This window comes from Bradyrhizobium sp. in8p8, from assembly GCF_000426845.1.
GTDB classification, from domain to species: domain Bacteria; phylum Pseudomonadota; class Alphaproteobacteria; order Rhizobiales; family Xanthobacteraceae; genus Bradyrhizobium; species Bradyrhizobium japonicum_C.
The window spans coordinates 28,232-52,790 of the sequence record NZ_AUGD01000028.1 but is presented as its reverse complement, the minus strand read 5'-3'; the positions used below and the strand labels follow the sequence as shown (position 1 = coordinate 52,790).

Genomic DNA, 24,559 nt, shown 5'->3' with positions numbered 1-24,559 from the left:
CTGCAGATGTGCAGCCACTATCTGGTCGATCCGGTCGCCTGCACGCCAGCGTCGGGCTGGGAGAAGGGGCAGGTCGAGAACCAGGTCGGGCTGGTCAGGGAACGCTTCTTCACGCCCCGGCTGCGGTTCAAAAACCTCGACGAGTTAAACGCCTGGCTGCTCGACAAGTGCATCGCTTACGCCAAGGCTCATCGCCATCCGGAGCTGGTCGATCAGACGATCTGGGAAGTGTTCGAAGCCGAACGCCCCAAACTCGTTCCCTATGCCGGCCGCTTCGACGGCTTCCATGCGGTAACGGCATCGGTCTCGAAGACCTGCCTGGTGCGCTTCGACAACAACAAGTACTCGCGTGCCTTTCCGAGGCCCAGCCCAACAGCTCCGGCTCCGATCACAAACGAACGACGCGATACAGTTCCCATGACCCTCCTCCCCCTTTCAGATCATTGATTTGGCAATAACGTTGCGAAGAATTTCGCTGGTGCCGCCGCCGATGATGCCGATTCGCGAATCGCGGAAATACATCTGCATCTCCGAACTCATCATCAGGCCAGCGCCGCCCATCACCTGAATACCCATATCGGCACAGCGTGAATTGCCCTCGGTCGCATAGATCTTGGTGATTGCCGCGGCCGTACCGGGAGCGATGCCCTTGTCCATCAGCGACGCCAGCCGATACGTCATCACACGAGAAATCTCGGCGCCGATACGCATGTCGGCGAGCTTGTGACTGATCGCCTGATATTCGGTGATCGGCTTGCCGAACTGGACGCGCTGCCGCGCAAATTCCAGCGCCGTGTCGATAATACGGTGCGAGTTACCGCTGGCCGCCGCCGAGAGGCAGAGCCGCTCGACGTTGAGGCCGCGCATGATGTTCTGCCAGCCGTTATTCAATCCGCCGAGAATGCGCGCCGCCGGCACTGTCACCTGATCGAAGAACACCTCATTGGTATGGATCATCTTTCGGCCGAGGCCACGCAGCGGGCGAATGGTCACCCCTTTTGCCTTGGCATCGACGAGAAAACTCGTGATGCCACGGTGCCGTTGGTCGGGCGCGGTCTTGGTTGCGACCACGAGGTGGTCCGCGACGTGTGCGCACGTGATGTAAACCTTCTGACCATCGATCACATAGTCATCACCGTCGGCAACGGCACGCGTTCGAATGGCGCTTGCATCGGAGCCGGTGTCCGGTTCCGTCAAACAGAAGGCGAGCCGCAAATCTCCTGAAATCAATTTCGGCAGCAACGCGGCCTTCAGGCTCTCACTGGCGCCGAACCTGAGCTGCATTCCGCCATAGACAACCGTGGTTAGATAGGCGGAGGCCATCTGGGCGTTGTGTTAGGCAATCGCTTCGATCAGAACAGCCAGATCCATGTAGCTGCCATTGGCGCCGCCATAAGCCTCGTCATGCGGCAATCCGAGCCAGCCGGCTTTGGCGAGCGCCGCATAGGCATCGAACGGAAATTCGCTCGCATCATCCAACTCGGCTACTTTAGTCGCGGGTAAGGTCTCGCGAAGCAGGTGCAACACGCTGTCACGCATCCGCACCTGATCCTCGCTGAGATCGAACTCAGCGTTGTTCTGAAAAGAGGTCATCAACAAATCCCTGAGTTGCGTTTACAGACGCATGGAACGCCTTATCGATGATGGACGCCTACGCCGGCCTACGGCGATAGAGCAGCGTGGCCTGCATCTCCTGAACCACCTTGCCATCGTGACGCACGCACTCACGTTTGAAAGTGACGACGCCACGATCCGGCTTGCTGCTTTCCTTTTTATCGACGACCTTGGAGCGCAAGCGAATGGTGTCGCCGTGCTTGACGGCGTCGAGCAAACGCCACTTGTCGATTTGCAACAACGCCAGCAGCGTGCCGTCGTTGATACCACTCGCGTATTGCAAGCCGCCCATGATCGCGTAGACCAGCGGACCGTGCGCGATCGACTCGCCGAACTGCGTCGTCTTGCAGTATTCGAAATTGGTGTGGACCTCGTTGAAATCGCCGGACAGACAGGCAAAATTGATGATGTCGGCCTGCGTGACGGTACGCGCCGGGCTTTCGAACTCTTGGCCCACTTCGAAATCGTCGAAATAGCGGCCGCGCGGTTTTTGATTGCTCATTGTCTTCTCTCGTCAGTTGGGTTGGTTGCCAAGAATGAGTGTGCAGTGGGATGACAGAATGCCACCCTCGTTGTGGACCAGAGCGAGTTCGGCACCCTCGACCTGGCGCGGGCCAAGCCCGCCACGAAGTTGCCGGACGCCTTCCACGATGCCGAACAAGCCGCCCGCAGCGCCTGCATGAGCGTGCGACAGCATTCCGCCATGGGTGTTGATCGGCAGCTTTCCGCCGATCGAGGCTCGGCCGTCGGCAAAGAAGCGCCGCCCTCGCCCGGCTCGCAGAACCCGCGCTCTTCCAGCTCGATCAGCGGGACGATGGAGAAGCAGTCGTAGAGTTGCGCGACGTCGATGTCGGACGGCTTGACGCCAGCCATCTCGTAGGCGCGCTTGCCGGATTCCTTTGCGCCAATTCCGTCAGGCTTGGCGCGCACATGATGTGTTCGTGCGTGTGATGTTCTCCGATGCCCAGCAGATAGGCCGGCTTGGATTTGAGATCCTTGGCGCGCTCGGCCGACGTCACGATGAACGCGCCGCCTGCATCCGAGATCAGGCAGCAATCCAGCATCCCAAACGGATCGGCGATCGGCTTCGCCGACAGCACATCCTGCAAGGTGATCGGCGTCTTCATATGCGCATTGGGATGCAGCAGCGCGTGCCGACGGGTATTCACAGCGATATGCGCGAGGTGCTCGCGGGTCGTGCCATACACATGCATATGCCGTTGCGCGATCATGGCGTAGAAGCCGGGGATCGATCCGCCATAGGGCTGCTCGAAGTACGGATGGCCCACCGCCAGCAACGCCGACACGGCGGAATCACGCGATTGACCCGTCGCCCTGTTCTCCCCGGCGCAGACCAGGATGGTGTCCGCGCTGCCGGCCAGGATCGCTTCCGTAGCGTGCTTCAGCATCACAGCGGGTGATCCGCCGCCGACGATGACCGACGCATTGTACCGCGGCTTGAGGCCAAGATATTCACACAACACCGATCCGAGCATGAAGTACGGTTCGGTGAAGGAGTACGCGGTCAGAACCCCGTCGATGTCCGACACCTTGAGACCGGCATCGTCGAGCGCGCGCTTGGCGGCCTGCGCGTTCAATCCGAGACCGGTCATGTTGGGGACCTTGCCGATGTCGGATTCGCCGACACCGACGATCGCGACCCTGCCTGAAGCTGACTTGTTCATTGCTTATCCTCTTTCTCGCGCAGCACGATCAGCGCATCGACAGCGGTTGCGCTGACGGCCGACAGTTTCACGGGGTTGATATCCAGCTCGGCGACGTGGTCTTGCAGATCGAAGCCGAAGCGCTGGAGATGATCCAGTCGCTGCGCGGCGGCAGGCTGCTGTCCGGCTATCGCAACGCGGCTCTCGCGAATGTGGATGCCCTCGCGCAGGCCGTGTGCCGTGCGTCCGAACAGCGTTCGCGTCAGCGACAGGATGCCGGCCTTGGCAGCGGCGGCATGCGCCGCGCCCGGCTATCCCGACAGCGCCTGCATGGTAATGTTGTTGATGATGCAGCCGCCGCCACTCGACGCATCGAGATGTTCATAGGCGGCGCGGCAACCGTGGAACGTGCCATTGAGATCGATATCAACGACCGTCTTCCATGCGTTCGAAGACATCGCGGCCGTTGGGCAGAAAAAATTTCCCGCCGCATTGTTCACCAGAATGTCCAGCGATCCGAACCGATGGACCACCGCGCGCACCGCCTCGGAAACCTGTTCGTAGTTTCGAACGTCGGCCTGGACGCCCATGACATTGTCAAACCCGCGCTCCTTCAGCGCGGAGGCCGCTTCGGCCGGTATGCGATGCGTGCCATTCTTTCGAAACCCGGTGGGTCGAAGCATCGGGGCAAGGTACAATTCACAGCTGGACGATCACGCATCATCCGTTTCACGACGGTTACAGGTCCGATCTGCCCTACACGCTGGTGACGGTCGATCTGGAGGAAGGTGTACGCATGCTGGCGCGGCTACATGCCCCTGCGGACACACGGCTCGATATCGGCATGTCCGTCCGCCTCGTCTTTGAGAAAGCGAAACCTGGCCTCACTCTGCCTGGATTCGTTCTGGCAGCCCCCGCGACCGACATGTCCGTACCCAGCTCGGGATAACGATGATGGCTGCCGAAATCGACATTGACGGCTTGCGCAAACACATAGGCACCAAGATCGTGGAAGAAGACGAAGCTACGCGAGCGCCCCTCTTCGGTCTAGTCGCGGCATTCGATCGAGACGATGCGGTACCTACCAAGGGTGAAGCGATTCCGCCCGGATGGCACCTCGCCTATTTCAATTCATTCGCGCGCAGGGCGACGCTGGGCGAGGATGGCCTGCCAACTTCGGGAGGCGTCATTCCCGATGTGCCGTTTCCGCGACGCATGTACGCGGGGACAAGTCTGACGTTTCATCATCCGCTCCTCGTGGGAGACGCCCTCAAACGTGAGACGGAGCTGACGGACATGACGTTGCGTTCCGGCAGTACGGCCCACTCATCTTTGCCACACAAACGCGACGCATATTCTCGCCATGCGGCCTCGCGATCGTGGAGGAGAGTTTCACCGTGTTTCGCGACGCCGTAAAGCCGGGTGAGAAAAGCGGGATACCGAAACGAGACACGCCGCCCGCCGATCTACCTTGGACGCGGCAGATCACAACGGATCCGGTATCGCTCTTCCGCTATTCTGCTGTGACCTTCAATCCGCATCGTATTCACTACGATCGGACTTACGCGATGACCGTGGAGGGCTACCCCGGGCTGGTGGTGCACGGCCCTTATTCGCAGCAATGTCTCATTGATCTCGTCCGGGACAACAATGCGAGCAGGACTATCGCCTCGTTTACGCAACGCGCACGCGCACCCTTGTTCGATACTGCGCCGTTCAACGTCGCCGGACGTCCGGTCAACGGCGGCGCCGGCGCCGAGCTGTGGGCAATGACGTCGGGCGGGACCATCGCCATGGAGGTGCAACTTCGGTTCACCTGACCGTTTGGCCGCGGGAAGCGACGGCAGACACATCGTCAACTTCCGCCCGGGCTTAGAGATCGACGTCACCTGACAGTAATCGCTGGGCAATCATTCGCGTCGGGATTTCATTCGTGCCGTCGGCAATGTTGACGATTCTCAGGTCTTGCCAGGCGTGAACAAGACCGATTTCGTTCGTCAATCCCATGCCGCCGTGTGTCTGAATTGCACGATCCACGGCGCGAAATCCGGCTTGTACCGAATAGGCCTTTGCCATCGAAAGCTCCTTCGGCGCTTTATCGCCGCGGTCGAGGAGCATCGCTGCATTCAATCCCATCAGGTGCGCAGCGTGCAATTCCGTAGCTGCTTCGGCTATCGGAAACGAGACGGCTTGATACTCCGCGATCTTTGAACCGAAGGCCTCACGTTGCTTCGAATAGTCGATGGCCATTTCCAGCGCCCATCTTCCCTGTCCGACAGCTCGGGCGGCGTTGTAGACCCGACCCAGCGAGCCTCCATATAGTGCGATCTTGAATCCCTGGTCGAGCTCGCCGACCAATTGCCAAGGGTGTACCTCTACCTCCTCAAGCACAAGAGCGCCCTCGTGCCCGCCAACGTGACCAAACAAGCGCACGACGCTCTCAACATGAAATCCTCGTGCATCGGTTGGAACGAGAAATGCGCTGATGCCTCCAGCCTTTCGCACAGCTTTCTCGACGTCGGTGACGGCGAAAACAATGCACCATTCCGCAGTGGGAGCGTTGGTTGTCCAGAGCTTGCGGCCAGAGATTTTCCAGCCTGTTCCGGTCTTGTCAGCCCGCGTCTTGATCATGCTGGCGTCTGAGCCGGCCCCCGGCTCGGAAAGACCAAAGCACATCGATGTCTTCCCGGCCATCATGCCCGCCAAGCATCTCTCGCGGGCTACCTCTGTGACCTGGGTGAGCAGTCGGCTGGGCCCGAAAGCCCAGTGTGCAATGACCCAGGGAATAATGACGCCCTGCCCCCCGAGCCGGCGATATATCGCCTCCCAGGCCACGTAGTAGACAAGGTGCCCCAGCCCACCTCCCCCGATTTCCGCCGGTGCGCACATCGCATAGAAGCCGGCTTCGGCCGAAAGCATCCTAACTTGTTGGATCAACGTGCGTACTTCGGCGCTGTATCGACCATATTCGTCGTACAGCCGTCGCTGATCTTCGAGAAGCGTGCGATTCCCATCGATCAGCGGCACGACCTGCGAATCGACAAAACGCAGAACGCCATCGCGCACTTCAACGACGTACTCGGGAAGTTCAAACGCAACACTGCCCACTGCGATCGCCCCGCTAGTTTCTAAATAGGCAACGCTCGTCACGGAACCTTGCGTTCTGATCTCCCGACAGAGCCGCTAGATCACGCGCACCCTTACCTGCCCTGCCAGACCGGTTTGCGCTTTTCGGCAAACGCTCTGGGACCTTCGATTGCGTCTTGGCTGGCATAGACAACTTCGTGAAGGCGTTTACCCTCTACCAGTCCCTCGCGGCATCCGAGGTCCATCGTCGAGCGAACACTGGCTTTGGCAGCAATGACAGACAATGGCGCACCGTTGGCAATGCGCATAGCCAAATCCTTGGCACGAGAGCGCACAGCGTGTGGTGTATCTTCAAGATAATTAGTGAAACCGTAATCGTGCAGCCGTTCAATTGGCATGAGATCGCCCGTCAGAACGATCTCCATAAGGATTGCCTGAGGTAGCATATAGAGGGCCGGAGCGGCCCAGGGCGAGCCACGACCGATCTTTACCTCCGTGATGCCGGCCTTAGTCCCTTTGAGACCGACGCGCAGATCGCACATCAGCGACAGCATCATTCCGCCCGCCATCAGCGAGCCGGTCATCGCGGCAATGATTGGCTTGGAGCACGTGCGCATGCGCTCGTGGAAAGGATCGCGCATTTTGGACAGGATATCGATCTGTTCGTTGCGAGCGATCTCGGCCGCCTCCTTGAGGTCAAGCCCCGCGCTGAAGACGCCACAGTCGGCAGAGGTTAGAATTACCGCCCGGATCTTGCTGTCCGCTTCGATCCGGTCCCAGGCATCGGCCAGTCCATTAGCCGCCGCCACAGATAGCGCGTTCTTGCGGTCAGGACGATTGATAAGAACGGTAGCAATATCTTCTTCGACGCTGACTTCGATTGGACTATCGATCATGGAGTTCACTGGCTTTCGCGCTGAAGGTTGGCAGTCGGCGGCGGATGCATTATCCACCGCCCCCGGGCGGTTGCACCCGCCGACACGTAGGATTTGAGCCAACGGGATCGCCGGAACTATTCGGCCTTAAATCCGGATGAACTCGTTTTCACGATCTGCCAGATGAGGTCCTGATAGTCCGCCAGCCAGCCGGTCTGCGGCACCCACTTCTGACCGTCCCACATTTCGATTCTTGTCTTGCCTCCGCCACCATGATCTTGAGCAGTGACGGTCAAAGGGGCAAGAAGGCCATTGGCATCGAAATCCTTGAGGCTCTCATAGCCAACTTTCATCGATGCGGCGGTCACTGGCCAACCGGCTTGTTTCACCGCATTTCGTGCGGCTTGAAAGGCAACCGAGTAGTTGGCGAGACCCAAGTTGTAATACACATCTTTCAGGTTTTTTTCGGGGCCACTTCCCTTACCCTTTGCGTAAAGCTCAGCCATTATTTCCTTAATGATGGGAATATCCTGGCCGCCGACCACGTTTGTGCCACGCTTGATGCCCTTGGCAACATCGGGACCAATATTGGCAATATCCACCTCGTTAAGCCAGTTGACCGAAATGTACTTTTCGATCGGATAGCCGTTGCGCTTCATTTCTTTGGCCGCGACGACATGTCCTCCGGCCAGGAGCCAGCTGATCATGAAATCAGGCCGGTCGCGCCTTACCTGCGTCCAAGCGCTCGTCTGATCGCTGCCGGGCAACGGCACCGGGTAGAGCTTCAACTCGAAGCCTTCGCGTTCAGCGAGTGTCTTCAAGACACCGATCGGCTCCTGACCGAAGGGATAGTCGAGATAGATAAATCCGATCTTGGCCCCCTTCAAATCGCCGCTGCGCTGTTGTTTGATGTAGGCGATATCGTTGGCGGCTTGCCCCCAATAAGTCGCACCCACGGGGAAGATTTGCGTGAACACCGAGCCGTCAACGGCATCACCGCGTCCGACCGATGACTGCATCAAAATGTTCTTATCCTTCATGATCCGCGGTAGGACAGCTATCGACACCGGTGTCGACAGCATGTCGAATACGAACACGCCGTCACGTTTAAGCCTTTCGTAGCATTCAATGCCGCGTTGGGGCTCGTTGCCGTGGTCCTGAACCACGATCTCTACCTTGTGCCCTTCGATACCACCCTTAATATTCGTCAGGGCGGCAAGGTCTTGCGCAGCTTGCGCCACCTGTGGCGAGACGAACGTGTAGGATTTGCTTAGATCGAAGCACAAGCCGAACTTCAGGGTTCCTTCCTGAGCCAAAGCGTCTGTCCAGCCTGCGGCACTGAGAGCGGCAGCGACCGCCAAGCCCTTTGTCACCTTCCCGATTAACATTCTACCTCCCAATCTGTTGGTCGAATTTCAGTACGCCTTCTGCTGTCCTCGGCCTTTAAGAGCGCTGCTGAACGGAGTTGGCGTTCGTCATGTCTTCAAGTGCTAGTTGTGATAGTTGGAAGAACTTTTCCTTACCACTTCCCAGATGATATCTGTGTAGGCGGCGATCCATTCTGTTTGGGGTATCCATTTTTCTCCATCCCACATCTCGATGCGGGTCTTCCCACCACCGCCGTGATCGCTTGATGTCACAGTTACCGGCGCCATAAGTCCACCGGCATCGTAACTTGCGATATTTTGGAGACCCTCGCGCATTGTGGCGGAGGAAATTGGAGTGCCATGCAACTTGGCAGCTTGGCGAGCGCCTTCAAGGACCATCGAGTACATCGCTAGTCCGGTGTTGTAGTATACATCTTTGAGATTCTTCTCTGGCCCGCTGCCCTTACCCTTCTTGTAAAGCTCAGCAATAATCTCTTGAATCACTGGAATATCCTGACCGCCCGCGACGTTGGTGCCACGCTTCAATCCTTTTGCAGCCTCAGCGCCGATATTGGCAATGTCAACTTCGTTCAACCAATTAACCGAGATGTACTTATCCATTGGGATACCATTGCGCTTCATCTCCTTGGATGCCACGACATGCGCTCCCGCTAGCAGCCAGCTAATGATGTGATCTGGCTGGTCACGGCGCACTTGGGTCCAGACACTCGTCTGATCTTTGCCAGGGAGCGGCACCGGATAGAGCTTCAATTCAAATCCTTCCACCTTGGCGAGCGTCTGTAAAATTGGAATCGGCTCCTGTCCGAACGGATAGTCGAGATAGACAAAGCCGATTTTTACCCCGCGCAGGTTGCCAGCGTGCACCTGCTTTAAGTAGGCAACATTATTGGCAACCTGTCCCCAATAAGTAGGACCCAGCGGAAAAACCCACCCGAATACGCCGCCATCGACAGCGTCTCCGCGGCCAACTAGTGCTTGGATGAGGATGTTCTTGTCCTGCATAACTCGCGGCAACATGGCGATTGAAACGGGAGTCGACAGCGTGTCAAAGATGAACACGCCTTCCCGCTTAAGTTTCTCGTAGCATTCGATGCCGCGTTGCGGCTCATTGCCGTGGTCTTGCACGATGACTTCGATCGGAGCGCCCCCGATCCCACCCTTGAGATTGGTTAGCGCGACCAGATCCTGTGCCGCCTGCGATACCTGAGGCGTGGCGAACGTGTAGGCCTTGCTTAGGTCGTAGCAGACGCCGAGCTTCAGCGGTTGTGCGGCGCCGGCAGGCGGAGCTACCGAAAGCGCCACAATGCCAGCGATTGCCGCAGCCACTGAGTATTTGAAAAATCCCATCATGAGTCTCCTCCGTTCACAACTGACACATTGGGGCGTTCTGATCAGCTGAGCCAGCGCTTGCGTCTGCGATAGTGCTTGATGTCGTGGAAACTCTTGGCTTGACTGCCCCCGAGGTAAAACTCCTGAATATCGGAGTTTGCTTTCAGCCTCTCTGCCGTGTCGTGCATGACGACACGTCCATTCTCGATCAGATAGCCACGCGAGACGATATCGAGAGCTGCGAGCGCATTTTGCTCGACAAGCAGGACGGATAGGCCATGATCGCGATTGATCCGTTTGATGATCTCGAAAATCTCGGCGACCAGAAACGGAGCCAGACCCAGACTTGGCTCGTCCAGCATGAGCAAGCGCGGCTGCGTCATTAAGGCCCGTCCGATTGCGAGCATCTGCTGTTCACCGCCCGAAAGATATCCGGCAAGCGAAGATTTTCGCTCAGCTAGACGCGGAAAGTAGTCGTAAATGCGCGCCTTCTCCGATGCGACCCGCGTTCTCGACAATGACATCGGAGCGGCAGCCTCGAGGTTCTCATCTGGCGTAAGATGCTCGAAAACTCGGCGCCCCTCGATCACGTGGCAAATCCCCAGTCCGACACGCTGCTGAGGCGGATTGTCGCCGATCACTCTACCGTCAAAGCGGATCTCGCCCCGGCTTACCTTTCCGCGTTCTGCGCTCAGAAGGCCGCTTATGGCTTTCAATGTGGTACTCTTCCCAGCTCCATTGGATCCGAGGAGCGCGACCATTCCGCCGTAGGGCACCTCAATCGACACGCCCTTGATGGCGAGCATGACCGAATTGTAAAGCACCTCCACGCTGTTCATCGACAGGATTGGGCCATCTTGTTGAATGTCGTTTGGTTTCATGCCGATTTCTATTTCTTGAACTGGTCGAAGGGCCAGACCAGGAAATAGTCCCTGATATTCGCATAAAGCTTCCCGAGTCCCAAAGGCTCAACCAGCAGGAAAATGATGATCAAAGCGCCGTAGACGGTGGTAGGGATATGAGCAAGGGTTTCATTTCCGAGTGGAAGCCCAAGGAAAGACGTCAAATTCGCAATTATCTCATTGGCGATTCCCGGCATGAGGAGGATCAATGCCACTCCAAAATACGTACCGATGATGCTGCCGAGCCCGCCGACGATGATCATGGCAAGCACCTGAATTGAAACATTGACCGAGAATTGCTCGGGCGCAGCAAGGAAAAAGAACGTAGCAACAAGCAGGGCGCCACCAATCCCACCGATGAACGAGCACATCGAAAACGCGATTAGCTTGTAGTAGAAGCTGTTCACGCCGAGAATTGCAGCCGCATAATCCTTCTCGCGCACGGCAACCAGGGCACGTCCCAAGGCGGTTCGCTGCAGGTTCATCATGAAAACGGTCACCAACGCGCACCATCCCAGCGCCACGTAGTATAACCCTCTGCCTGAAGCGATTTCCTGCCCAAGAAGCGCAAAACGAGGGGATTGAAGCGAGGCATGTGAGCCGCCAGATATCGCTGGTGAGTGATTCAGTACCCAATCCATGACGAACTGCATCGCAAGTGTCACGATCGCGAGATAAAGCCCTTTCACCCGCAGGGCCGCGAACGCAAACAGGCTTCCTATCAGGGATGCGGCGAGGCCGCCGATCAGAAGAGCAAATTCCCAGGGTATGCCGAACCTGGCTGCGTGGACGGCCGCATAGGCGCCCACCGCCATCGTCGCAGCGTATCCCAGATGCAGCTGCCCCGCCCAGCCTGTCGCCAAATTGAGACCGAGCGCCAGCGCCGTCCAGATCAGCCAAGGCTGAACGTAGCTGTTTAGATACAACGAACTCAACAGGAACGGCGCAGCGATAGCAGCGACGGTAAGGACGATAAGCAGGTTCCGGTCCGTTGGCACCGGAAATAGCTTGCTGTCCGATACATAGCTCTGATGACGAACGCCCGCGAGAGGATAAAACATGCGTCATACTCTTTCGATGTCATGGCGTCCGAAGAGTCCGTGTGGACGCAACATGACGGTGAAGATCAGCACGGCAGCGACGATTAGGTCACGACTACCTCCTCCAACCACCAAATCGAGGTAGGAGGCGCCCACGTTCTCGATGACCCCAAGGACAATTCCGGCGAGGATCGCACCAACTATGCTGTCAAGCCCACCCAGGACGGCGACAGTCAGTCCTTTTAACAGGAGTTGCGAAAGCGATTGGTCGACGCCCTGGATCTCTCCCCAAATCACGGCTGACGCAACGGCGACCACCGAAGCCATACCCCATGACAACGCTACGCCGTGTTCAACGGAGATTCCGATCGACCAAGAAGCGACGTAGTCGTCCGAGATTGCGCGTAACCGGATTCCACGGCGCGTTCGGAAGAACAGGAGGAATGCTACAAAAAGTGCGATCGCGACGCAGGCCCCGGCCAGATTGATGCGGCTCAGCAGCAACGGTCCAAGAAACAAAGGATCGTAGCTGACGCCGAGCTCCATCGAACGGGAGGTACCGCCCCACACTGCCAAAGTCGAACCTCGTATGAAGATGTCGAGGCCGAGCGTCATCATCAGGATCATGACAATCGGACGCCCCGCCATTCGCCGCAACGTCACCTTCTCCACACCAAAGCCGGCCAAAAACATGATGATCGTTGTCACAGCGATTCCCAGCCACAATGGGAAACCCAACTGCCGGGACAAGGCCAGCACCACGTATGCGGCCAGCATCGTCAATGCGCCTTGGGCAAGATTGGGAACGGACGATGATTTGTAGATCAACACTAGTCCAAGTGCGAAAAGCGAATAGAGCAGTCCGGTCAATGCGCCATTTACAGCTAACTCGCTGACATATGCGATGTCCATTAGACCTCCCGAATTACCAGCGTGCGCTCAACCAACCCGACCTCACCGCTCTCGTACGTCACCGCAGCTTTGACGTGGATTTCTTTCGATCCATCATAAAGTGCGTCGATAACCGATGCGTATCGTTCTTCAACAACAGAGCGGCGAAGCTTGCGGGTGCGTGTTATCTCTCCATCGTCCGGGTCGAATTCCTTGTGAAGGCTGACGAACCGATGCAGCTTCAGTGATTCTGGAAGCGCTTTATTGACCCGATGAAACGCGTCGCCAAGTAGTCCGGCAATTTCGTTCCGTTGCGACAGGTCAGCGTAGGAGACATAGGGCACCGCGTTGGTCTCTGCCCAATGCCCGGCGGCCTCCAGATCGATACAAACAATAGCCGTTAGTTCGTCCCGACCGGCTCCGAAAACGGCTGCGTCTTTTATGTATGGGCTGAACTTCAGCCGATTCTCGATGTAGTTGGGGACGTAACGCTCACCTTCCTTGGTATGGACGACCTCTGACACACGCCCCAGCACGACAAGGTGACCATCGTCTTCCAAATATCCGGCATCGCCGGTGTGCAGCCAACCGTCCTTGAGCGTTTCCGCGGTTGCCAGGGGATTGTTGTAGTACCCCCGAAACACGCTTTCTGCCTTCAGCAGTATTTCACCCCCGTCCGTGACCTTGACCTGAACGCCGGGAAGCGGTCGCCCTACGGTGTGTAGCTTGACCTCATCGGGCATCTGGATAGCGTTGAAGGCCGCATTCTCGGTCTGGCCATAGAGCTGCCGCAACTTGATCCCCAGCGCGCGGTAGAAAACAAAGGTGTCCTCCCCAATGGCCTCGCCGCCCGTGAACGCGCTTTTTAGTCTGCTAAGACCGTAGAGGTCTTTTATCGGTCCGAAGACAATGCGTTCGCCGAGCAACCGGCCCAGCCATTCCAGATGGCTACCCTCTTGACCGTCGAGCTTTCGCCTTTCCGAAGCAATCGCTCTGTCCGTGAAAAAGTGGTAGAGCCATTTCTTTAACGGAGTGGAGTTTTCGATTCCGACCTGAATAGAGGTCAGCAAATTGTCCCAGCTGCGCGGGGCAGCAAGATAAAGGCTGGGCGCAATCTCGCGCATGTCACGCAAGACCGTCTCCTGCCTTTCCGGTACATTGACGGTGAAACGAAAAGCGATTCCGGCAGCCACGGTCAGGGCAAAATCTCCGACCCATGCCATCGGCAAGTAAGCGAGAACCTCTTCACCATAATTGAATGCCCCGCCAGAATATGCATTGCGAACTGCGGCGATGACATTTCTGTGGCTGAGCACGACCCCCTTTGGTTTACCGGTCGTGCCTGACGAATGCAGGAATATTGCCGGATCATCCGGCGCCGCGCGATTGACGATGCGGTCCCGCAGTTGCGGATCGGCCTTAAGGTTCGTCTCGCCTTTATCGTTAAGTTCCTCCCACGACAGGAGCCCCGACGCGTCATAGGTATTAAGGCCTCTCTTATCCTCGTAGACGATATATTCGATCGTACTGCCGGCCTCCCGCAAATCGAGAAATTTGTCGACCTGCTCCTGGTCTTCGGCGAGCGCCGCCACAACCTTCACTTCACCGACGAAGTGGCGCAATTCGTCCAGCGTCGTCCCAGGGTAGGCTGGCATCGCGTATGCTCCCAGCATCGACGATGCAATCACGCCCGCGTAAAGGCGCGCGCGATTATCGCCAAGAATCATGACTGCATTGCCCGGTCGAACTCCGAGAGCGTCAAGGCCCGCAGCGCAAACCAGCACCTCATTGAAATATTCTGACCACGTCATCTCCTTCCAGATGCCGCGATCTTTTTCCCGCATCGCGATTTTGTTGCCATGCTGGGCGGCATTGTGGACTAGTAGGCGCGGCAGGGTATCGTCTGCAGCGCATGTAGGCATGCTCATCACTTTTTCATGCCGCATGACCGACACCAATATAGGCTTCAATGACCCGCTGATCCTTGACAACCTCCCTGGGCTTGCCCGTTGCGATCATTTCTCCGTAGTTCAATGCCAGCACGCGATCACATATGCCGGTAATCACATCCATACTGTGTTCGATCAACAAAACGCTCACGCCGCGTTCCGCGCGCGCATCGAGAATGAACCTTGCCATATACTCCTTCTCCTCCTGGTTCATTCCAGCCATCGGTTCATCGAGGATCAGAAGGCGCGGTTCCGCCACCAACGCGCGTGCAAGCTCGACACGCTTCTTCATTCCGATCGGAATGCCGTCGACGAGTTCGTGACGGACACTTTCGAGTTGCAAGAACTCGATCACTTCCTCCACGATTTCGCGGCTTCGCATTTCGTCGCGACGCGCCAACCACCAGTATAGCGCCGTACGAATGACGCCCGGGCGCATGTGAATATGTCGTCCAAGCAGAATATTGTCGAGCACACTCATGCCATTGAAGAGCGCCAGATTCTGAAACGTGCGGGCAACGCCTAAACTCGCCACCTTGTGAGGTGCTGTGCCAGTAATGTCCTTGCCGTCGAGTTTGATTGTTCCCTTGTTAGGCGGATAAAAGCCGGTTATGGCGTTTGTCAGCGTAGTTTTGCCGCTACCATTTGGGCCGACGAGCCCAAAGATTTCGCCGCGGTACACACTCAGATCGACACCGGTCACGGCAACAAGGCCGCCGAAGCGTCGTTCAATGCCAGTGCATTGCAGTACCGGTTCCGCTTGGTGAAACGATTTCGGCACACAATCTTCTGTCATACCAGCTCGCTTCGCATTCGCGGCCCGTTGAACCTGGTTAGCCTAATTTAAAATAGCCTGGACGCCCCGTCGGCCACGGATCACCCCACAGCTGCTGACCACCGTCGACCGTCAAGACTTCTCCAGTAATGAACTTGCCCGACGGCGCAGCCAGGTAAATTACAGCTTCGGCAATATCCCACTCGTCTCCAGACCGGCGCATGGGATTTGATTCCTCGAAGGTGGCCGCGCCTTCCGGCGAATAGTTGCCGAATCCGCTGCTTTCACAGCATCCGGGCGCGACGCAATTGACCCTGATTTTGTACGGCGCCCATTCCACGGCCACCGATTTGGACAGATAGATCACGCCGGCGCGCGCCGCGCAGGAATGCGCGATGCCTGGCAGGCCGCGCCAGATGTCGGCGACGATGTTTACGATGGTTCCGGGCTGTCCTGTCGCAACCCATCTCTTCGCTGTCGTCTGCATCATCCACCATGTGCCATTGAGGTTGGTGTCGACCACTGCGTTCCAGCCCTTAACTGAGTAGTCGAGTGCCGGCTGTGGGAACTGCCCTCCAGCATTGTTAACGAGAACATCCAGCCGGCCAAATCGCTCGCCTACTGCGCTGATAAAATTTGCTACCTGCTCTGGATCGCGGATGCTCAATTGACCGCTGAGGACATCGCCGCCGAATCCGCGCAAATAATCCGCAGCGCTATTCAGTTTTTCTTCATTGCGGCCGCAAATCGCCAATGATGCACCAAGCCGCGCGAAGAGCGAAGCGATTGCCCGACCCAAGCCGCTGCCAGCACCGGAAACGACGACGGCTTTTCCTTTGAAAAGATCAGGCCTGAAAACCGTCGCGCAATTGCGCAACTTGGATTCCGATAACCCGAACTGCGCTCGCGGTGAACTGTCCATTTCCTCCCTCCCCCCGATCTGTTGTTGTCGGGCTCGATCACATCTAACATGTGTTAGAAAACACCGCAAGGTGCTTCAGGGGAGGCGCTTTCGCTCTTAGCCAAAAAAAGGAACGAGCCTTTCGGGTTCAACACGCAGTCTATTGTGTCCGGCCGTGATCCGATGACCTTCACTGACGCTGCATGCCGCGCCCGGTCGCGCCGAAGGAACGACGATCGCTCCATCGGCATGTCGTTGGTCCGCATCTCGGCTGCAACGACCGCTTTCCTGAATCTGTTCAATTGGCACAATCGCCGCAATCTATACAGCCGCCAAATACTTCACGCGAGCATTCTCAGATGTCGCAGGTGTAGGCCAAACGACTACATTCGTTTGGCGACCTCTTCTAGCATGACCTCGCTGGCGCCGCCGCCAATGGCCTGAACTCGGGCATCGCGCGACATCCGCTCCACCGCCATCTCACGCATGTACCCCATGCCTCCGTGAAACTGAACACAGTCGTAGAGAACCCGGTTCACCAACTCACCGGAGTAGGCCTTGACCATCGAGACTTCACGCACACAGTCGCGGCCCTCGCAGTCGAGACGAGCAGCGTGATAAACGAGTTGACGCCCCGCTTCGACCCGGGTCTGGCAAACCGCCAGGCGTTGGCGCACAGTCTGCTTGTCCCACAATGCGCCGCCGAATGCTTTGCGTTGCTTGACGTAAGCAACGGTCAGGTTCAGTGCGGTCTGCGCTTCGGCCACTGCTAGTGCACCCAGCACAATCCGCTCATTCTGGAAATTCTTCATCACCGAGTAGAAGCCGCGATTGATTTCGCCCAGCACGTTTTCGGCAGGCACGCGAACATTCTCGAAAATCAGCTCGGCGGTGTCCGAACACAGCCATCCCGTTTTCTTCAACGCTCGGCTTACCGAAAAGCCGGGCGCACCTTTCTCGACGGCGAACATCGTGATCCCGCGGGAGCCCTTCGCTCCCGGATCGGTCTTGGCGGCGACAAAATACAAGTCGGCGTGCACGCCGTTGGTAATGAACATCTTGGTGCCGTTCAGCACCCAATCAGAACCGCTTTTCACAGCGCGCGTACGCATACCGGCGACGTCCGATCCCGCGCCCGGCTCAGTGACGGCCACTGCCGTGATCTTCTCACCGCTGGTGATGGCGGGCATCCAACGCGCCTTCTGCTCCGGCGTCCCGGCGTTTTCCAGATGCGGCGATGCCATATCGGTATGGACCAAAACCGTCGCCGAGAATCCGCCAAAGGTGGAGCGGCCCAGCTCCTCGGCCAGCATCACACTCGCCATCGTGTCGAGCCCGGCACCGGCATATTCGGGATCATAGCGCATTCCCAGGACGCCGAGCCCGCCCATTCTGCGTAGGACGTCGCGAGGTACTAAGCCTTGCTCCTCCCACGCGTGTGCCACCGGAATAACTTCGGTGTCGATGAACCGCCGCAATTGAGCGCGGATCATCTCCAACTCTTCGTTGAAGGGGAACGCGGTCGCCTCGGTTAGGACTTGACGGGTATTCATGTGTCTTCCTTTCGCTCCATTCGGACGAGCGGGGCGCCACCAGCAACGGTGTCGCCGGTCACGCAATAGATCTCCTTCACGTTGCCGCTCAAGGGGGCGACCAGGCTTTGCAGTAACTTCATTGCCTCCAGCACCACCAATGTCTGACCTCGTTCGACAAAGTCGCCCTGCCTGACGCTGAGCTCGACGATCGTGCCGGGCATCGGCGCATTCAGAGTATCCTCGTCAGCTGAACCCGCACCAGCGCCGTGGCCATGAAGATCCTCGAGCGTGAGGAAATGGACCTGCATCATGCCATCACGGCCCGAAAGATGGACACGCCAGCTCCCGTCGGTACGTTCCAAGTGCGCGATGCGGGCAAATGGCCGCCCGGCAACGCGCCCCATCAATCGTCCATCGCGGAGTGAGATGTCTTCAACCGAGACCGGTGTCATCTTTGCTCCGCGAACCTCCAGCCGCAAATCCTGCCCGACCGCCAAAAGCTCTTCCAGCTCGTCCCCTGCTTGCCAATAGCGCGCCGCACCAGGCCGTCCCGCCCGGTCGGTCACACGCCAGGCACCCAGCGTATGCCACGGGTCGGCATTCACGCTCTTGGAAAGATGCTGATGCAGCGCCAACGCAGCTAGCGCTCGACTTTCATTGTCTGCCTCTGGCGCCTTCCAGCCGCCGGGAAAAAGCTGTTCGAGCGCTGCGGTGTGGTGGCGCAGCGAGGCGAAATCTGGATGAGTGAGCAGCGCGCGCTGATAGGCGATATTCATGCCGACGCCCCCGACGGCGAATTTGTCGAGCGCAGCAACGGCCTGGCGGATTGCACCTTCACGATCGCCTGCCTTCGCAATCAGCTTAGCGAGCATCGAATCGTAGTGATGGCTCACAACGCTGCCCATCTCGACCCCTGAGTCGAGCCGAAGGTCTGGACCCTTGGGGGGTGCCCAGAGGGTGATCGTGCCAGTTTCGGGGCGAAAGCGTTCGGCGGGATTCTCAGCTGCAAGGCGAATCTCGATGGCATGACCCGCGCAGCCAATGTCCTTCTGGGTGAAGGCCAATTCCTCGCCGCGCGCGACTCGCAGTTGCCATTCCACGAGATCGATGCCGGTGATCGCCTCGGTTACGGGATGTTCAACCTGAAGGCGCGTATTCATTTCGAGGAAATAGAATTCCCGACGTTCAGAGTCGTAGAGATATTCCACCGTGCCAGCCGAGCTGTAGCCGATGGTGCGGGCGAGGCTGACGGCGGCCCCGAGCATTTTCTCGCGCAGCGGCGCCGGCAGGCCGGGAGCTGGCGCCTCTTCGATCAGCTTCTGGTGGTTGCGTTGGAGCGAGCAATCGCGGTCCCACAGGTGCACAATATGACCATAGCTGTCGCCCAAGATCTGCACTTCGACATGGCGTGCGCGTGGAGCGTAGCGTTCAAGAAACACGGTTGCATCGCCAAAGCCGGCAAGCGCTTCGGCTTTGGCGGCGCGGATCGCCTCACTTGCCGTCTTGAGTTCCATAACAAGCCGCATCCCCCGCCCACCGCCGCCGGCGCTGGCTTTGACGAGGAATGGCACGCCGAGGCTCTCGGCTTCCGCGAGCAGCCGCGCTTCGGACTGATCCGCCCCGCGATAGCCGGGCAGAACGGGCACCCCCGCCGCCTCAGCGGCCGCCTTGGCCTCGATCTTCGAACCCATCCGCGCGATCGCCTCGACAGAGGGGCCGATGAAGACGAGCCCCGCCTCCGCCACGCGGCGAGCGAATTGGGCGCTTTCCGACAAGAAGCCATAGCCAGGATGCACCGCGCCCGCGCCCGCAGCGCGCGCGGCCTCCAAGATCGCATCGATGTTCAGGTAGCTCCGCGAAGGTGCCGGCGGGCCGACGCAGATAGCGTGATTGGCCTCGGTTACGAAGGGGGCGTCGCGGTCAGACTCGGAATAAGTGGCGACACTTTCAAGCCCGAGTTTCGCGCAGGCGCGCTGAATGCGCCGTGCGATCTCGCCTCGATTGGCGATGAGGACGCGCGTGAAGCTCATTTCACGCGCCATGAGGGCGTGCCCTTGCTCAAGAAGCAGTTGATGCCTTCAACTCCCTCTTCGGTCTCCCAGGCGTCGGCCAACCGGTCGGCGGTATAGATCATGTTGGCGTGGAGATCGTGCCGGGCGACATAGGCGATGAGCCGCTTGGTTTCGGCCACTGCCCCCGGAGCGGCCTGTAGATGGGCATTGACGACGCGCTCGACTGCCTTGTCTAGCGCCTCGGCTGCCACGACCTCGGTCAAAAGCCCGAGCCGCTCGGCACGCGCACTATCGAATAACGCTCCCGACAGCATGGTCTCGCGTGCGGCAGCCGCTCCGATCTTCGCCACCACATAGGGGGAGATATTGGAGGGCAGCAGGCCCATTCGTACCTCCGTAAGACCGAACTTCGAGCCTTCGATGCCGATCGTGTAGTCGCACACCGAGATCAGGCCAACGCCGCCACCGTAGGCCGGGCCGTTGACGCGCCCGATCAACGGCTTGCGCAGGGTGTCGAGGCTGCGTAGCAGATGAGCCAGCGATGCGCTCTGTGCCACCCGCTCAATGCGCGTCTTTTCCACGTTCGAGGCAAACCAGTTGAAGTCGCCTCCCGCGCAAAAGCTCTTGCCTGCACCGGTCAGCACCACGATGCGCACGGCTGGGTCGTCCGCCAGTATCTGAGCTGCCGCACCCAGGTCAGCAATCAGTTCGCCATTGATCGCATTGTGCTTCTCCGCACGACTGAGCGTCAGCGTCGCAACCCCGCGGGCATCCACGTCGACGATGACGGTGTTGTGTACGCCGAGCTTCATGGTTGCATTGTCTCACATTCTAAAGACGGGCGTATGGCGCCCGGCCTCGGGCACCGAGGTCACGATGGCCAGGCACAGCCCGAGGACGTCGCGCGTTTGACCCGGCTCAATCAGACCGTCGTCCCACAGCCGCGAGGTTGCATAGTAAGGATCGGATTGTTCCGCATATTGCGCGCGCACTGCGAGCTCGATCTTCTCCAGCTCCGCCTGCATCTGCCTCTCGTCGCCCCCCTTTTGACGACGCAACTCCATCATCACGCTTGCTGCGATGTCCGCTGACATGGTGGCAACTTCTGCCGTCGGCCATGCAAACAGGAAGCGCGGCGCAAATCCGCGGCCGCACATTCCATAGTTACCCGCCCCATAGGAGCCGCCAACGATCATCGAAAGTTTGGGCACTTTGGCCACCGACATGGCATAAACCAGCTTGGCGCTATTCTTGGCGATGCCGCCGCGCTCGGCCTCCGTGCCGACCATGAAGCCTGTGACATTGTGCAGGAAGATAAGGGGCAGATTTCTCTGATCGCACATTGAGACGAACTGTGCACCCTTGAGCGAAGAGTCCGACAGAAGCGCGCCGTTGTTACCCAAGATGCCGACCTGATAGCCGTGAATACGTGCAGTGCCACAGACCAGCGTTGCCCCCCAATCGGGTTTGAATTCGTGGAACTCACCGGCATCGATGATACGCAACAGGAGCTCGCGCACGTCATAGGGCTCCTTACGGTCGCCGCTCACGACACCCAGAAGCTCCTCGGGATCATAAAGCGGACGGCGCGGTGGAGCTGTGGGCGCGGTTGGGCGTGTCAGCCCCAGACTAGCGACGATATCGCGCATGAGTGCGAGCGCGTGATGCTCGTTTTCGGCTAGATGATCGCTCACGCCCGAGACGCGGGTATGCATCTCGGCCCCCCCGAGGGTCTCGCCATCGACTTCCTCGCCGATCGCCACCTTGACAATCGAAGGGCCACCCAGATGAATGCGGGCATTGCCGCGCACCATGATGACCTCGTCAGAGAGCGCGGGAATATAAGCTCCACCAGCGGTGCAGCCGCCAAACACTGCCGATATCTGCGGCAGCCCCGAAGCCGACATGTTGCATTGCCGATAGAAGGCGTTGCCGAAATCGCGCCCCCCAGGAAACACTCGGTCCTGCTCGGGCAAATAGGCACCGCCGCAGTCAACGAGATAGAGACAAGGCAGCCGATTTTGGTCAGCGATCTCCTGTGCGCGAATGTGTTTCTGCACCGTCTCGTGATAGAATGATCCGCCTTTGACCGTAGCGTCGTTGGCGATCAGCATGCAGTGCAGGCCGTGGATGATTCCAATGCCAGTGACGATGCCCGCACCCGGTACCTCGCCGCCATACTGCCCCCATGCCGCCAAGCTCGAAAGCTCCAGAAATGCCGAGCCGGGATCGACCAGGACGTCGATGCGCTCGCGCACCAGCAACTTGCCACGAGCGCGGTGCCGCTCAACAATTTCAACCCGTCCACCACCTGTGGCCTCGGCCATTCGGTCGCGCAGAAGCGCTACGCGCGCCTTTTGTGTAGCGCGGTTGCGAATAAATCGTTCAGAGGCGATGTTGAGTGATGAAGAAAGGCTCCTCATTCGTTCTTCTCAGACTGTTTACCGGTGCTACTGTAGCGGATGCGTCCAGAGCAATTGCCGTTTTCTAACATCCGTTTGATTTTTGTCAACGTCTTCGGTAAGCTGCATCTGGGGAGAGTGCACGTGTGCAAGAAATGGCAATCTGACCATCATCGGCGAGTCGTTCTGGGAATAATATTGGAAAGCGGAGATGAAGAGAGAAATCGGAAGTCGCTTCGCCCCTAGTTTAATGCTCGGTCAGGTTGCACTTGTCACCGGAAGCGGCTCTGGCATGGGCCGCGCTACCGCGCTTGAAATGGCATTCTGCGGTGCAAAGCTCGTGCTTTTCGCCCGCCGCGAGGATCCGCTGCAGCAAACCGCCGAGATGATTCGTGCCCAGGGCGGCGAAGCATTGGTAATCTCAGGCGACATCCGAGATGAAGCAAGTGTTACTGCTGCGATGCGCCGGATTAAAGAGAATTACGGGCAGCTGGATGTCCTGGTCAACAACGCTGGTGGGCAATATGTTGCCGCCGCACGCGATATCACCAACAAGGGTTTTGAGGCCGTAGTGCGTAACAATCTAGTTGGATCATGGCAGATGACGCGCGCTGTCGCCGATCATTTCATGTTCGAACATGGCGGCTCCATCGTATTCGTGACGGCGGTCAGCCGCACCGCGTTGACCGGCTTTGCTCATACCGCCGCTGCACGCGCCGGCGTGACCGGACTGATGAAGACCCTCGCCGCCGAGTGGGCAAAATACGGCATTCGGCTAAATTGCGTAGCACCCGGCACTGTAAAGACGGAGGCGCTCGGTCGCTATCCGATCCCACCACAGAAATGGAATGAGTTTAACCGCTCGCCCGAGGATGTCGCTGGCGCGATTGTCTTTCTTGCGTCGAAGTTAGGTAACTTCATCACCGGCGAAGATTGGTACGTAGACGGCGGCGAAACCCTTCACCTAGCACACGATGCCCGTGACATGATCAACACCGAAATGTTTGCCAACCGTCAACGCGGAGATCGCCGACATGGCTGATTTCGTAACCGTTCCGCATCCGGAGTATTGCTTGCGCACCCTCGCATTTTGACGGCGCTCGAGCGGCCTACAGAGGAAAGCACTGAAATGGGTTGCTGTTGTCAAGACAACGCCGCTTCCCCTCGAAGAGTCAAAATCTCCATGAACTGAAAGAAACCGCGCTTATTTTTTTCAATAGTCATCAGCTAAGGTCGCACCGATGCTCCTCAAAGAACAGCAACGCTTTGAGCAAATCAGCACTCTCTGGATCACGAGAGCCAAGGGTTTCATTACCCACATGAACTTGCGGATTGAGGGGCACGGGCCTGACGGCGTAACCGTCCGGATGCCGTTCAATCCCGCTTTTTGTATCGACGAGCCACCAACTCTTCTCCATGGCGGAGTGCTGACTGCGCTGCTGGACAGTGTATTCGGGCTGGTCAATTTCATCGCGATCGACGACATCAGCACGATGGCCACGCTTGATCTGCGCGTGGATTATCTTCGACCGGCACAATCCCGCGCCGACGTGTTGGTCCGCGCCAAATGCTATCACCAGACCCGCCATATTGCCTTCAATTCCGGCGTTATCTGGTTCGATGATGACAAGGGCGACGAAGTCGCACGTGGCTGTGCTACCTTCGCTCTCACACGAGGCGAGAGAAATCTTTTCGATATCCAAACAACACCGCGGAAACCAGAATGACGCCCGAGGAAACGAACACGCTACTGATGAAGAGGCCCTTCTTCAGGTTCCTCGGCTTTACCATCGTGAACATTGAGGAGGGACACGTCGCTGCCCAAATGCCCTTTTCCGAAAGCTATATAGGTAATCCTGTCATGAACTACTATCATGGCGGCATCATTGCCAGTGTTATGGAGGCGGTGGCATCCGTCGCAGTTTGGCAAGATCTCAGGAATCGAAGTCTGAAGCCAATCAACCTTACGGTTGACTACCTGCGGCCCGCCATCGCAGAGCCGTTGAATGTGCGGGCGACGGTCTTACGAAAAGGGCGTCGGATGGCAAGCGTCGAAGCCGTGAGTTGGCAGGCGGAGCCGGAGATTTCTGTCGCCAAAGGGCTATTTCATTTTCTGCTCGCTTGAGAGCGCGATCGCTTATCGCCCGACAATAACGCAGGTGACAGACCTTGGCACTAACCGGCCTGCAAAGAAC

At 58.2% G+C, this 24,559-nt stretch carries 25 protein-coding genes and 2 pseudogenes; 8 read left to right on the top strand and 19 right to left on the bottom strand.

The annotated features are described in order from the left end of the window. A pseudogene (locus K408_RS0134735) lies at positions 1 to 354 on the top strand (IS21 family transposase); the annotation flags it as partial. An 81-nt stretch (positions 355 to 435) separates the two neighbouring features. On the opposite strand, the gene K408_RS39590 reads toward K408_RS0134735, so the two are convergent. From K408_RS39590 to K408_RS39585, 5 genes and pseudogenes are all read right to left on the bottom strand, one after another. Further along, positions 436 to 1,323, bottom strand: a complete 888-nt coding sequence (locus K408_RS39590; protein WP_210163731.1) for an acyl-CoA dehydrogenase family protein — start codon at positions 1,321 to 1,323, stop codon at positions 436 to 438. 12 nt (positions 1,324 to 1,335) lie between these two features. After that, a complete protein-coding gene (locus K408_RS43185; RefSeq protein WP_210163730.1) occupies positions 1,336 to 1,593 on the bottom strand; it encodes an acyl-CoA dehydrogenase family protein in 258 nt (85 codons plus the stop codon). Between the two features lie 58 nt (positions 1,594 to 1,651). Continuing rightward, positions 1,652 to 2,116, bottom strand: a complete 465-nt coding sequence (locus tag K408_RS0134725; RefSeq protein WP_024343108.1) for a MaoC/PaaZ C-terminal domain-containing protein — start codon at positions 2,114 to 2,116, stop codon at positions 1,652 to 1,654. A gap of 12 nt (positions 2,117 to 2,128) precedes the next feature. After that, positions 2,129 to 2,487, bottom strand: a pseudogene (locus K408_RS44495) (thiolase C-terminal domain-containing protein). Beyond that, on the bottom strand, positions 2,418 to 3,299 hold the full coding sequence (locus K408_RS39585; protein ID WP_210163728.1) for a thiolase family protein: 882 nt from the start codon (positions 3,297 to 3,299) through the stop codon (positions 2,418 to 2,420). The pseudogene K408_RS44495 and the gene K408_RS39585 overlap by 70 nt, the downstream one beginning before the upstream one ends. On the opposite strand from K408_RS39585, the gene K408_RS44490 reads away from it, so the two are divergent. Genes K408_RS44490 through K408_RS42440 form a run of 4 tightly spaced genes read left to right on the top strand, consistent with a single transcriptional unit; the run spans position 3,299 to position 5,098 of the window. Then, positions 3,299 to 4,048 carry a hypothetical protein gene (locus K408_RS44490; protein WP_433994164.1) on the top strand — a complete coding sequence of 250 codons (750 nt, stop codon included), beginning with the start codon at positions 3,299 to 3,301 and terminating at the stop codon, positions 4,046 to 4,048. The genes K408_RS39585 and K408_RS44490 overlap by 1 nt on opposite strands. Beyond that, on the top strand, positions 3,976 to 4,227 hold the full coding sequence (locus tag K408_RS44485; RefSeq protein WP_080654993.1) for a Zn-ribbon domain-containing OB-fold protein: 252 nt from the start codon (positions 3,976 to 3,978) through the stop codon (positions 4,225 to 4,227). Before K408_RS44490 ends, K408_RS44485 begins: the two co-directional genes overlap by 73 nt. Positions 4,228 to 4,232: 5 nt before the next feature. After that, positions 4,233 to 4,694: an FAS1-like dehydratase domain-containing protein gene (locus tag K408_RS41585; RefSeq protein ID WP_155248782.1), complete on the top strand. Its 462-nt coding sequence runs from the start codon at positions 4,233 to 4,235 to the stop codon at positions 4,692 to 4,694. Beyond that, positions 4,658 to 5,098 carry an HTD2 family dehydratase gene (locus tag K408_RS42440; RefSeq protein WP_491018466.1) on the top strand — a complete coding sequence of 147 codons (441 nt, stop codon included), beginning with the start codon at positions 4,658 to 4,660 and terminating at the stop codon, positions 5,096 to 5,098. Before K408_RS41585 ends, K408_RS42440 begins: the two co-directional genes overlap by 37 nt. A 52-nt stretch (positions 5,099 to 5,150) precedes the next feature. Here the strand turns inward: K408_RS42440 and K408_RS0134705 are convergent, their stop codons facing one another. The 14 genes from K408_RS0134705 to K408_RS0134640 form a co-directional block, all read right to left on the bottom strand. After that, a complete protein-coding gene (locus tag K408_RS0134705; protein ID WP_024343107.1) occupies positions 5,151 to 6,428 on the bottom strand; it encodes an acyl-CoA dehydrogenase family protein in 1,278 nt (425 codons plus the stop codon). Positions 6,429 to 6,478: 50 nt separating this feature from the next. Next, positions 6,479 to 7,261 carry an enoyl-CoA hydratase/isomerase family protein gene (locus K408_RS0134700; RefSeq protein WP_028139149.1) on the bottom strand — a complete coding sequence of 261 codons (783 nt, stop codon included), beginning with the start codon at positions 7,259 to 7,261 and terminating at the stop codon, positions 6,479 to 6,481. Between the two features lie 116 nt (positions 7,262 to 7,377). Then, positions 7,378 to 8,628: an ABC transporter substrate-binding protein gene (locus K408_RS0134695; RefSeq protein ID WP_024343105.1), complete on the bottom strand. Its 1,251-nt coding sequence runs from the start codon at positions 8,626 to 8,628 to the stop codon at positions 7,378 to 7,380. Between the two features lie 102 nt (positions 8,629 to 8,730). Beyond that, positions 8,731 to 9,978 (bottom strand): ABC transporter substrate-binding protein, encoded by a 1,248-nt coding sequence (locus K408_RS0134690; protein ID WP_245265978.1) that lies wholly within the window; start codon positions 9,976 to 9,978, stop codon positions 8,731 to 8,733. 41 nt (positions 9,979 to 10,019) lie between these two features. Then, a complete protein-coding gene (locus tag K408_RS0134685; RefSeq protein ID WP_029674699.1) occupies positions 10,020 to 10,838 on the bottom strand; it encodes an ABC transporter ATP-binding protein in 819 nt (272 codons plus the stop codon). 8 nt (positions 10,839 to 10,846) lie between these two features. After that, complete coding sequence (locus tag K408_RS0134680) at positions 10,847 to 11,920, bottom strand: branched-chain amino acid ABC transporter permease (protein ID WP_024343102.1); 1,074 nt, start codon at positions 11,918 to 11,920, stop codon at positions 10,847 to 10,849. A gap of 3 nt (positions 11,921 to 11,923) precedes the next feature. After that, positions 11,924 to 12,811 (bottom strand): branched-chain amino acid ABC transporter permease, encoded by an 888-nt coding sequence (locus tag K408_RS0134675; protein WP_024343101.1) that lies wholly within the window; start codon positions 12,809 to 12,811, stop codon positions 11,924 to 11,926. Next, positions 12,811 to 14,736 (bottom strand): AMP-dependent synthetase/ligase, encoded by a 1,926-nt coding sequence (locus K408_RS0134670; protein WP_024343100.1) that lies wholly within the window; start codon positions 14,734 to 14,736, stop codon positions 12,811 to 12,813. The genes K408_RS0134675 and K408_RS0134670 overlap by 1 nt, the downstream gene beginning before the upstream one ends. Further along, a complete protein-coding gene (locus K408_RS0134665) occupies positions 14,726 to 15,520 on the bottom strand; it encodes an ABC transporter ATP-binding protein (RefSeq protein ID WP_028139151.1) in 795 nt (264 codons plus the stop codon). The genes K408_RS0134670 and K408_RS0134665 overlap by 11 nt, the downstream gene beginning before the upstream one ends. 52 nt (positions 15,521 to 15,572) lie before the next feature. After that, positions 15,573 to 16,436: an SDR family oxidoreductase gene (locus tag K408_RS0134660; RefSeq protein ID WP_024343098.1), complete on the bottom strand. Its 864-nt coding sequence runs from the start codon at positions 16,434 to 16,436 to the stop codon at positions 15,573 to 15,575. Between the two features lie 362 nt (positions 16,437 to 16,798). Continuing rightward, entirely contained in the window at positions 16,799 to 17,968 is a 1,170-nt protein-coding gene (locus tag K408_RS0134655; protein ID WP_024343097.1) for an acyl-CoA dehydrogenase family protein, read from the bottom strand. Next, positions 17,965 to 19,992, bottom strand: coding sequence for an acetyl/propionyl/methylcrotonyl-CoA carboxylase subunit alpha (locus tag K408_RS0134650; RefSeq protein ID WP_028139152.1), 2,028 nt, complete (start codon positions 19,990 to 19,992; stop codon positions 17,965 to 17,967). Before K408_RS0134650 ends, K408_RS0134655 begins: the two co-directional genes overlap by 4 nt. Next, on the bottom strand, positions 19,977 to 20,774 hold the full coding sequence (locus K408_RS0134645) for a crotonase/enoyl-CoA hydratase family protein (protein ID WP_024343095.1): 798 nt from the start codon (positions 20,772 to 20,774) through the stop codon (positions 19,977 to 19,979). The genes K408_RS0134650 and K408_RS0134645 overlap by 16 nt, the downstream gene beginning before the upstream one ends. Before the next feature lie 12 nt (positions 20,775 to 20,786). After that, positions 20,787 to 22,385 carry an acyl-CoA carboxylase subunit beta gene (locus tag K408_RS0134640; protein ID WP_024343094.1) on the bottom strand — a complete coding sequence of 533 codons (1,599 nt, stop codon included), beginning with the start codon at positions 22,383 to 22,385 and terminating at the stop codon, positions 20,787 to 20,789. Between the two features lie 190 nt (positions 22,386 to 22,575). On the opposite strand from K408_RS0134640, the gene K408_RS0134635 reads away from it, so the two are divergent. From K408_RS0134635 to K408_RS0134625, 3 genes are all read left to right on the top strand, one after another. Further along, positions 22,576 to 23,406, top strand: a complete 831-nt coding sequence (locus tag K408_RS0134635) for an SDR family NAD(P)-dependent oxidoreductase (protein ID WP_024343093.1) — start codon at positions 22,576 to 22,578, stop codon at positions 23,404 to 23,406. 199 nt (positions 23,407 to 23,605) lie between these two features. Continuing rightward, on the top strand, positions 23,606 to 24,091 hold the full coding sequence (locus tag K408_RS0134630) for a PaaI family thioesterase (protein WP_024343092.1): 486 nt from the start codon (positions 23,606 to 23,608) through the stop codon (positions 24,089 to 24,091). Further along, positions 24,088 to 24,489 (top strand): PaaI family thioesterase, encoded by a 402-nt coding sequence (locus K408_RS0134625; protein ID WP_024343091.1) that lies wholly within the window; start codon positions 24,088 to 24,090, stop codon positions 24,487 to 24,489. The genes K408_RS0134630 and K408_RS0134625 overlap by 4 nt, the downstream gene beginning before the upstream one ends. Positions 24,490 to 24,559: the final 70 nt, after the last annotated feature.

Excerpts from the sequence above, each read along its gene's own strand:
- K408_RS39590 (WP_210163731.1), bottom strand. The coding sequence starts at position 1,323 with ATGGCCTCCGCCTATCTAACCACGGTTGTCTATGGCGGAATGCAGCTC.
- K408_RS43185 (WP_210163730.1), bottom strand. The coding sequence starts at position 1,593 with ATGACCTCTTTTCAGAACAACGCTGAGTTCGATCTCAGCGAGGATCAG.
- K408_RS0134725 (WP_024343108.1), bottom strand. The coding sequence starts at position 2,116 with ATGAGCAATCAAAAACCGCGCGGCCGCTATTTCGACGATTTCGAAGTG.
- K408_RS39585 (WP_210163728.1), bottom strand. The coding sequence starts at position 3,299 with ATGAACAAGTCAGCTTCAGGCAGGGTCGCGATCGTCGGTGTCGGCGAA.
- K408_RS41585 (WP_155248782.1), top strand. The coding sequence starts at position 4,233 with ATGGCTGCCGAAATCGACATTGACGGCTTGCGCAAACACATAGGCACC.
- K408_RS0134700 (WP_028139149.1), bottom strand. The coding sequence starts at position 7,261 with ATGATCGATAGTCCAATCGAAGTCAGCGTCGAAGAAGATATTGCTACC.
- K408_RS0134695 (WP_024343105.1), bottom strand. The coding sequence starts at position 8,628 with ATGTTAATCGGGAAGGTGACAAAGGGCTTGGCGGTCGCTGCCGCTCTC.
- K408_RS0134690 (WP_245265978.1), bottom strand. The coding sequence starts at position 9,978 with ATGATGGGATTTTTCAAATACTCAGTGGCTGCGGCAATCGCTGGCATT.
- K408_RS0134685 (WP_029674699.1), bottom strand. The coding sequence starts at position 10,838 with ATGAAACCAAACGACATTCAACAAGATGGCCCAATCCTGTCGATGAAC.
- K408_RS0134680 (WP_024343102.1), bottom strand. The coding sequence starts at position 11,920 with ATGTTTTATCCTCTCGCGGGCGTTCGTCATCAGAGCTATGTATCGGAC.
- K408_RS0134675 (WP_024343101.1), bottom strand. The coding sequence starts at position 12,811 with ATGGACATCGCATATGTCAGCGAGTTAGCTGTAAATGGCGCATTGACC.
- K408_RS0134670 (WP_024343100.1), bottom strand. The coding sequence starts at position 14,736 with ATGCGGCATGAAAAAGTGATGAGCATGCCTACATGCGCTGCAGACGAT.
- K408_RS0134660 (WP_024343098.1), bottom strand. The coding sequence starts at position 16,436 with ATGGACAGTTCACCGCGAGCGCAGTTCGGGTTATCGGAATCCAAGTTG.
- K408_RS0134655 (WP_024343097.1), bottom strand. The coding sequence starts at position 17,968 with ATGAATACCCGTCAAGTCCTAACCGAGGCGACCGCGTTCCCCTTCAAC.
- K408_RS0134650 (WP_028139152.1), bottom strand. The coding sequence starts at position 19,992 with ATGGCGCGTGAAATGAGCTTCACGCGCGTCCTCATCGCCAATCGAGGC.
- K408_RS0134645 (WP_024343095.1), bottom strand. The coding sequence starts at position 20,774 with ATGAAGCTCGGCGTACACAACACCGTCATCGTCGACGTGGATGCCCGC.
- K408_RS0134640 (WP_024343094.1), bottom strand. The coding sequence starts at position 22,385 with ATGAGGAGCCTTTCTTCATCACTCAACATCGCCTCTGAACGATTTATT.
- K408_RS0134635 (WP_024343093.1), top strand. The coding sequence starts at position 22,576 with ATGAAGAGAGAAATCGGAAGTCGCTTCGCCCCTAGTTTAATGCTCGGT.
- K408_RS0134630 (WP_024343092.1), top strand. The coding sequence starts at position 23,606 with ATGCTCCTCAAAGAACAGCAACGCTTTGAGCAAATCAGCACTCTCTGG.
- K408_RS0134625 (WP_024343091.1), top strand. The coding sequence starts at position 24,088 with ATGACGCCCGAGGAAACGAACACGCTACTGATGAAGAGGCCCTTCTTC.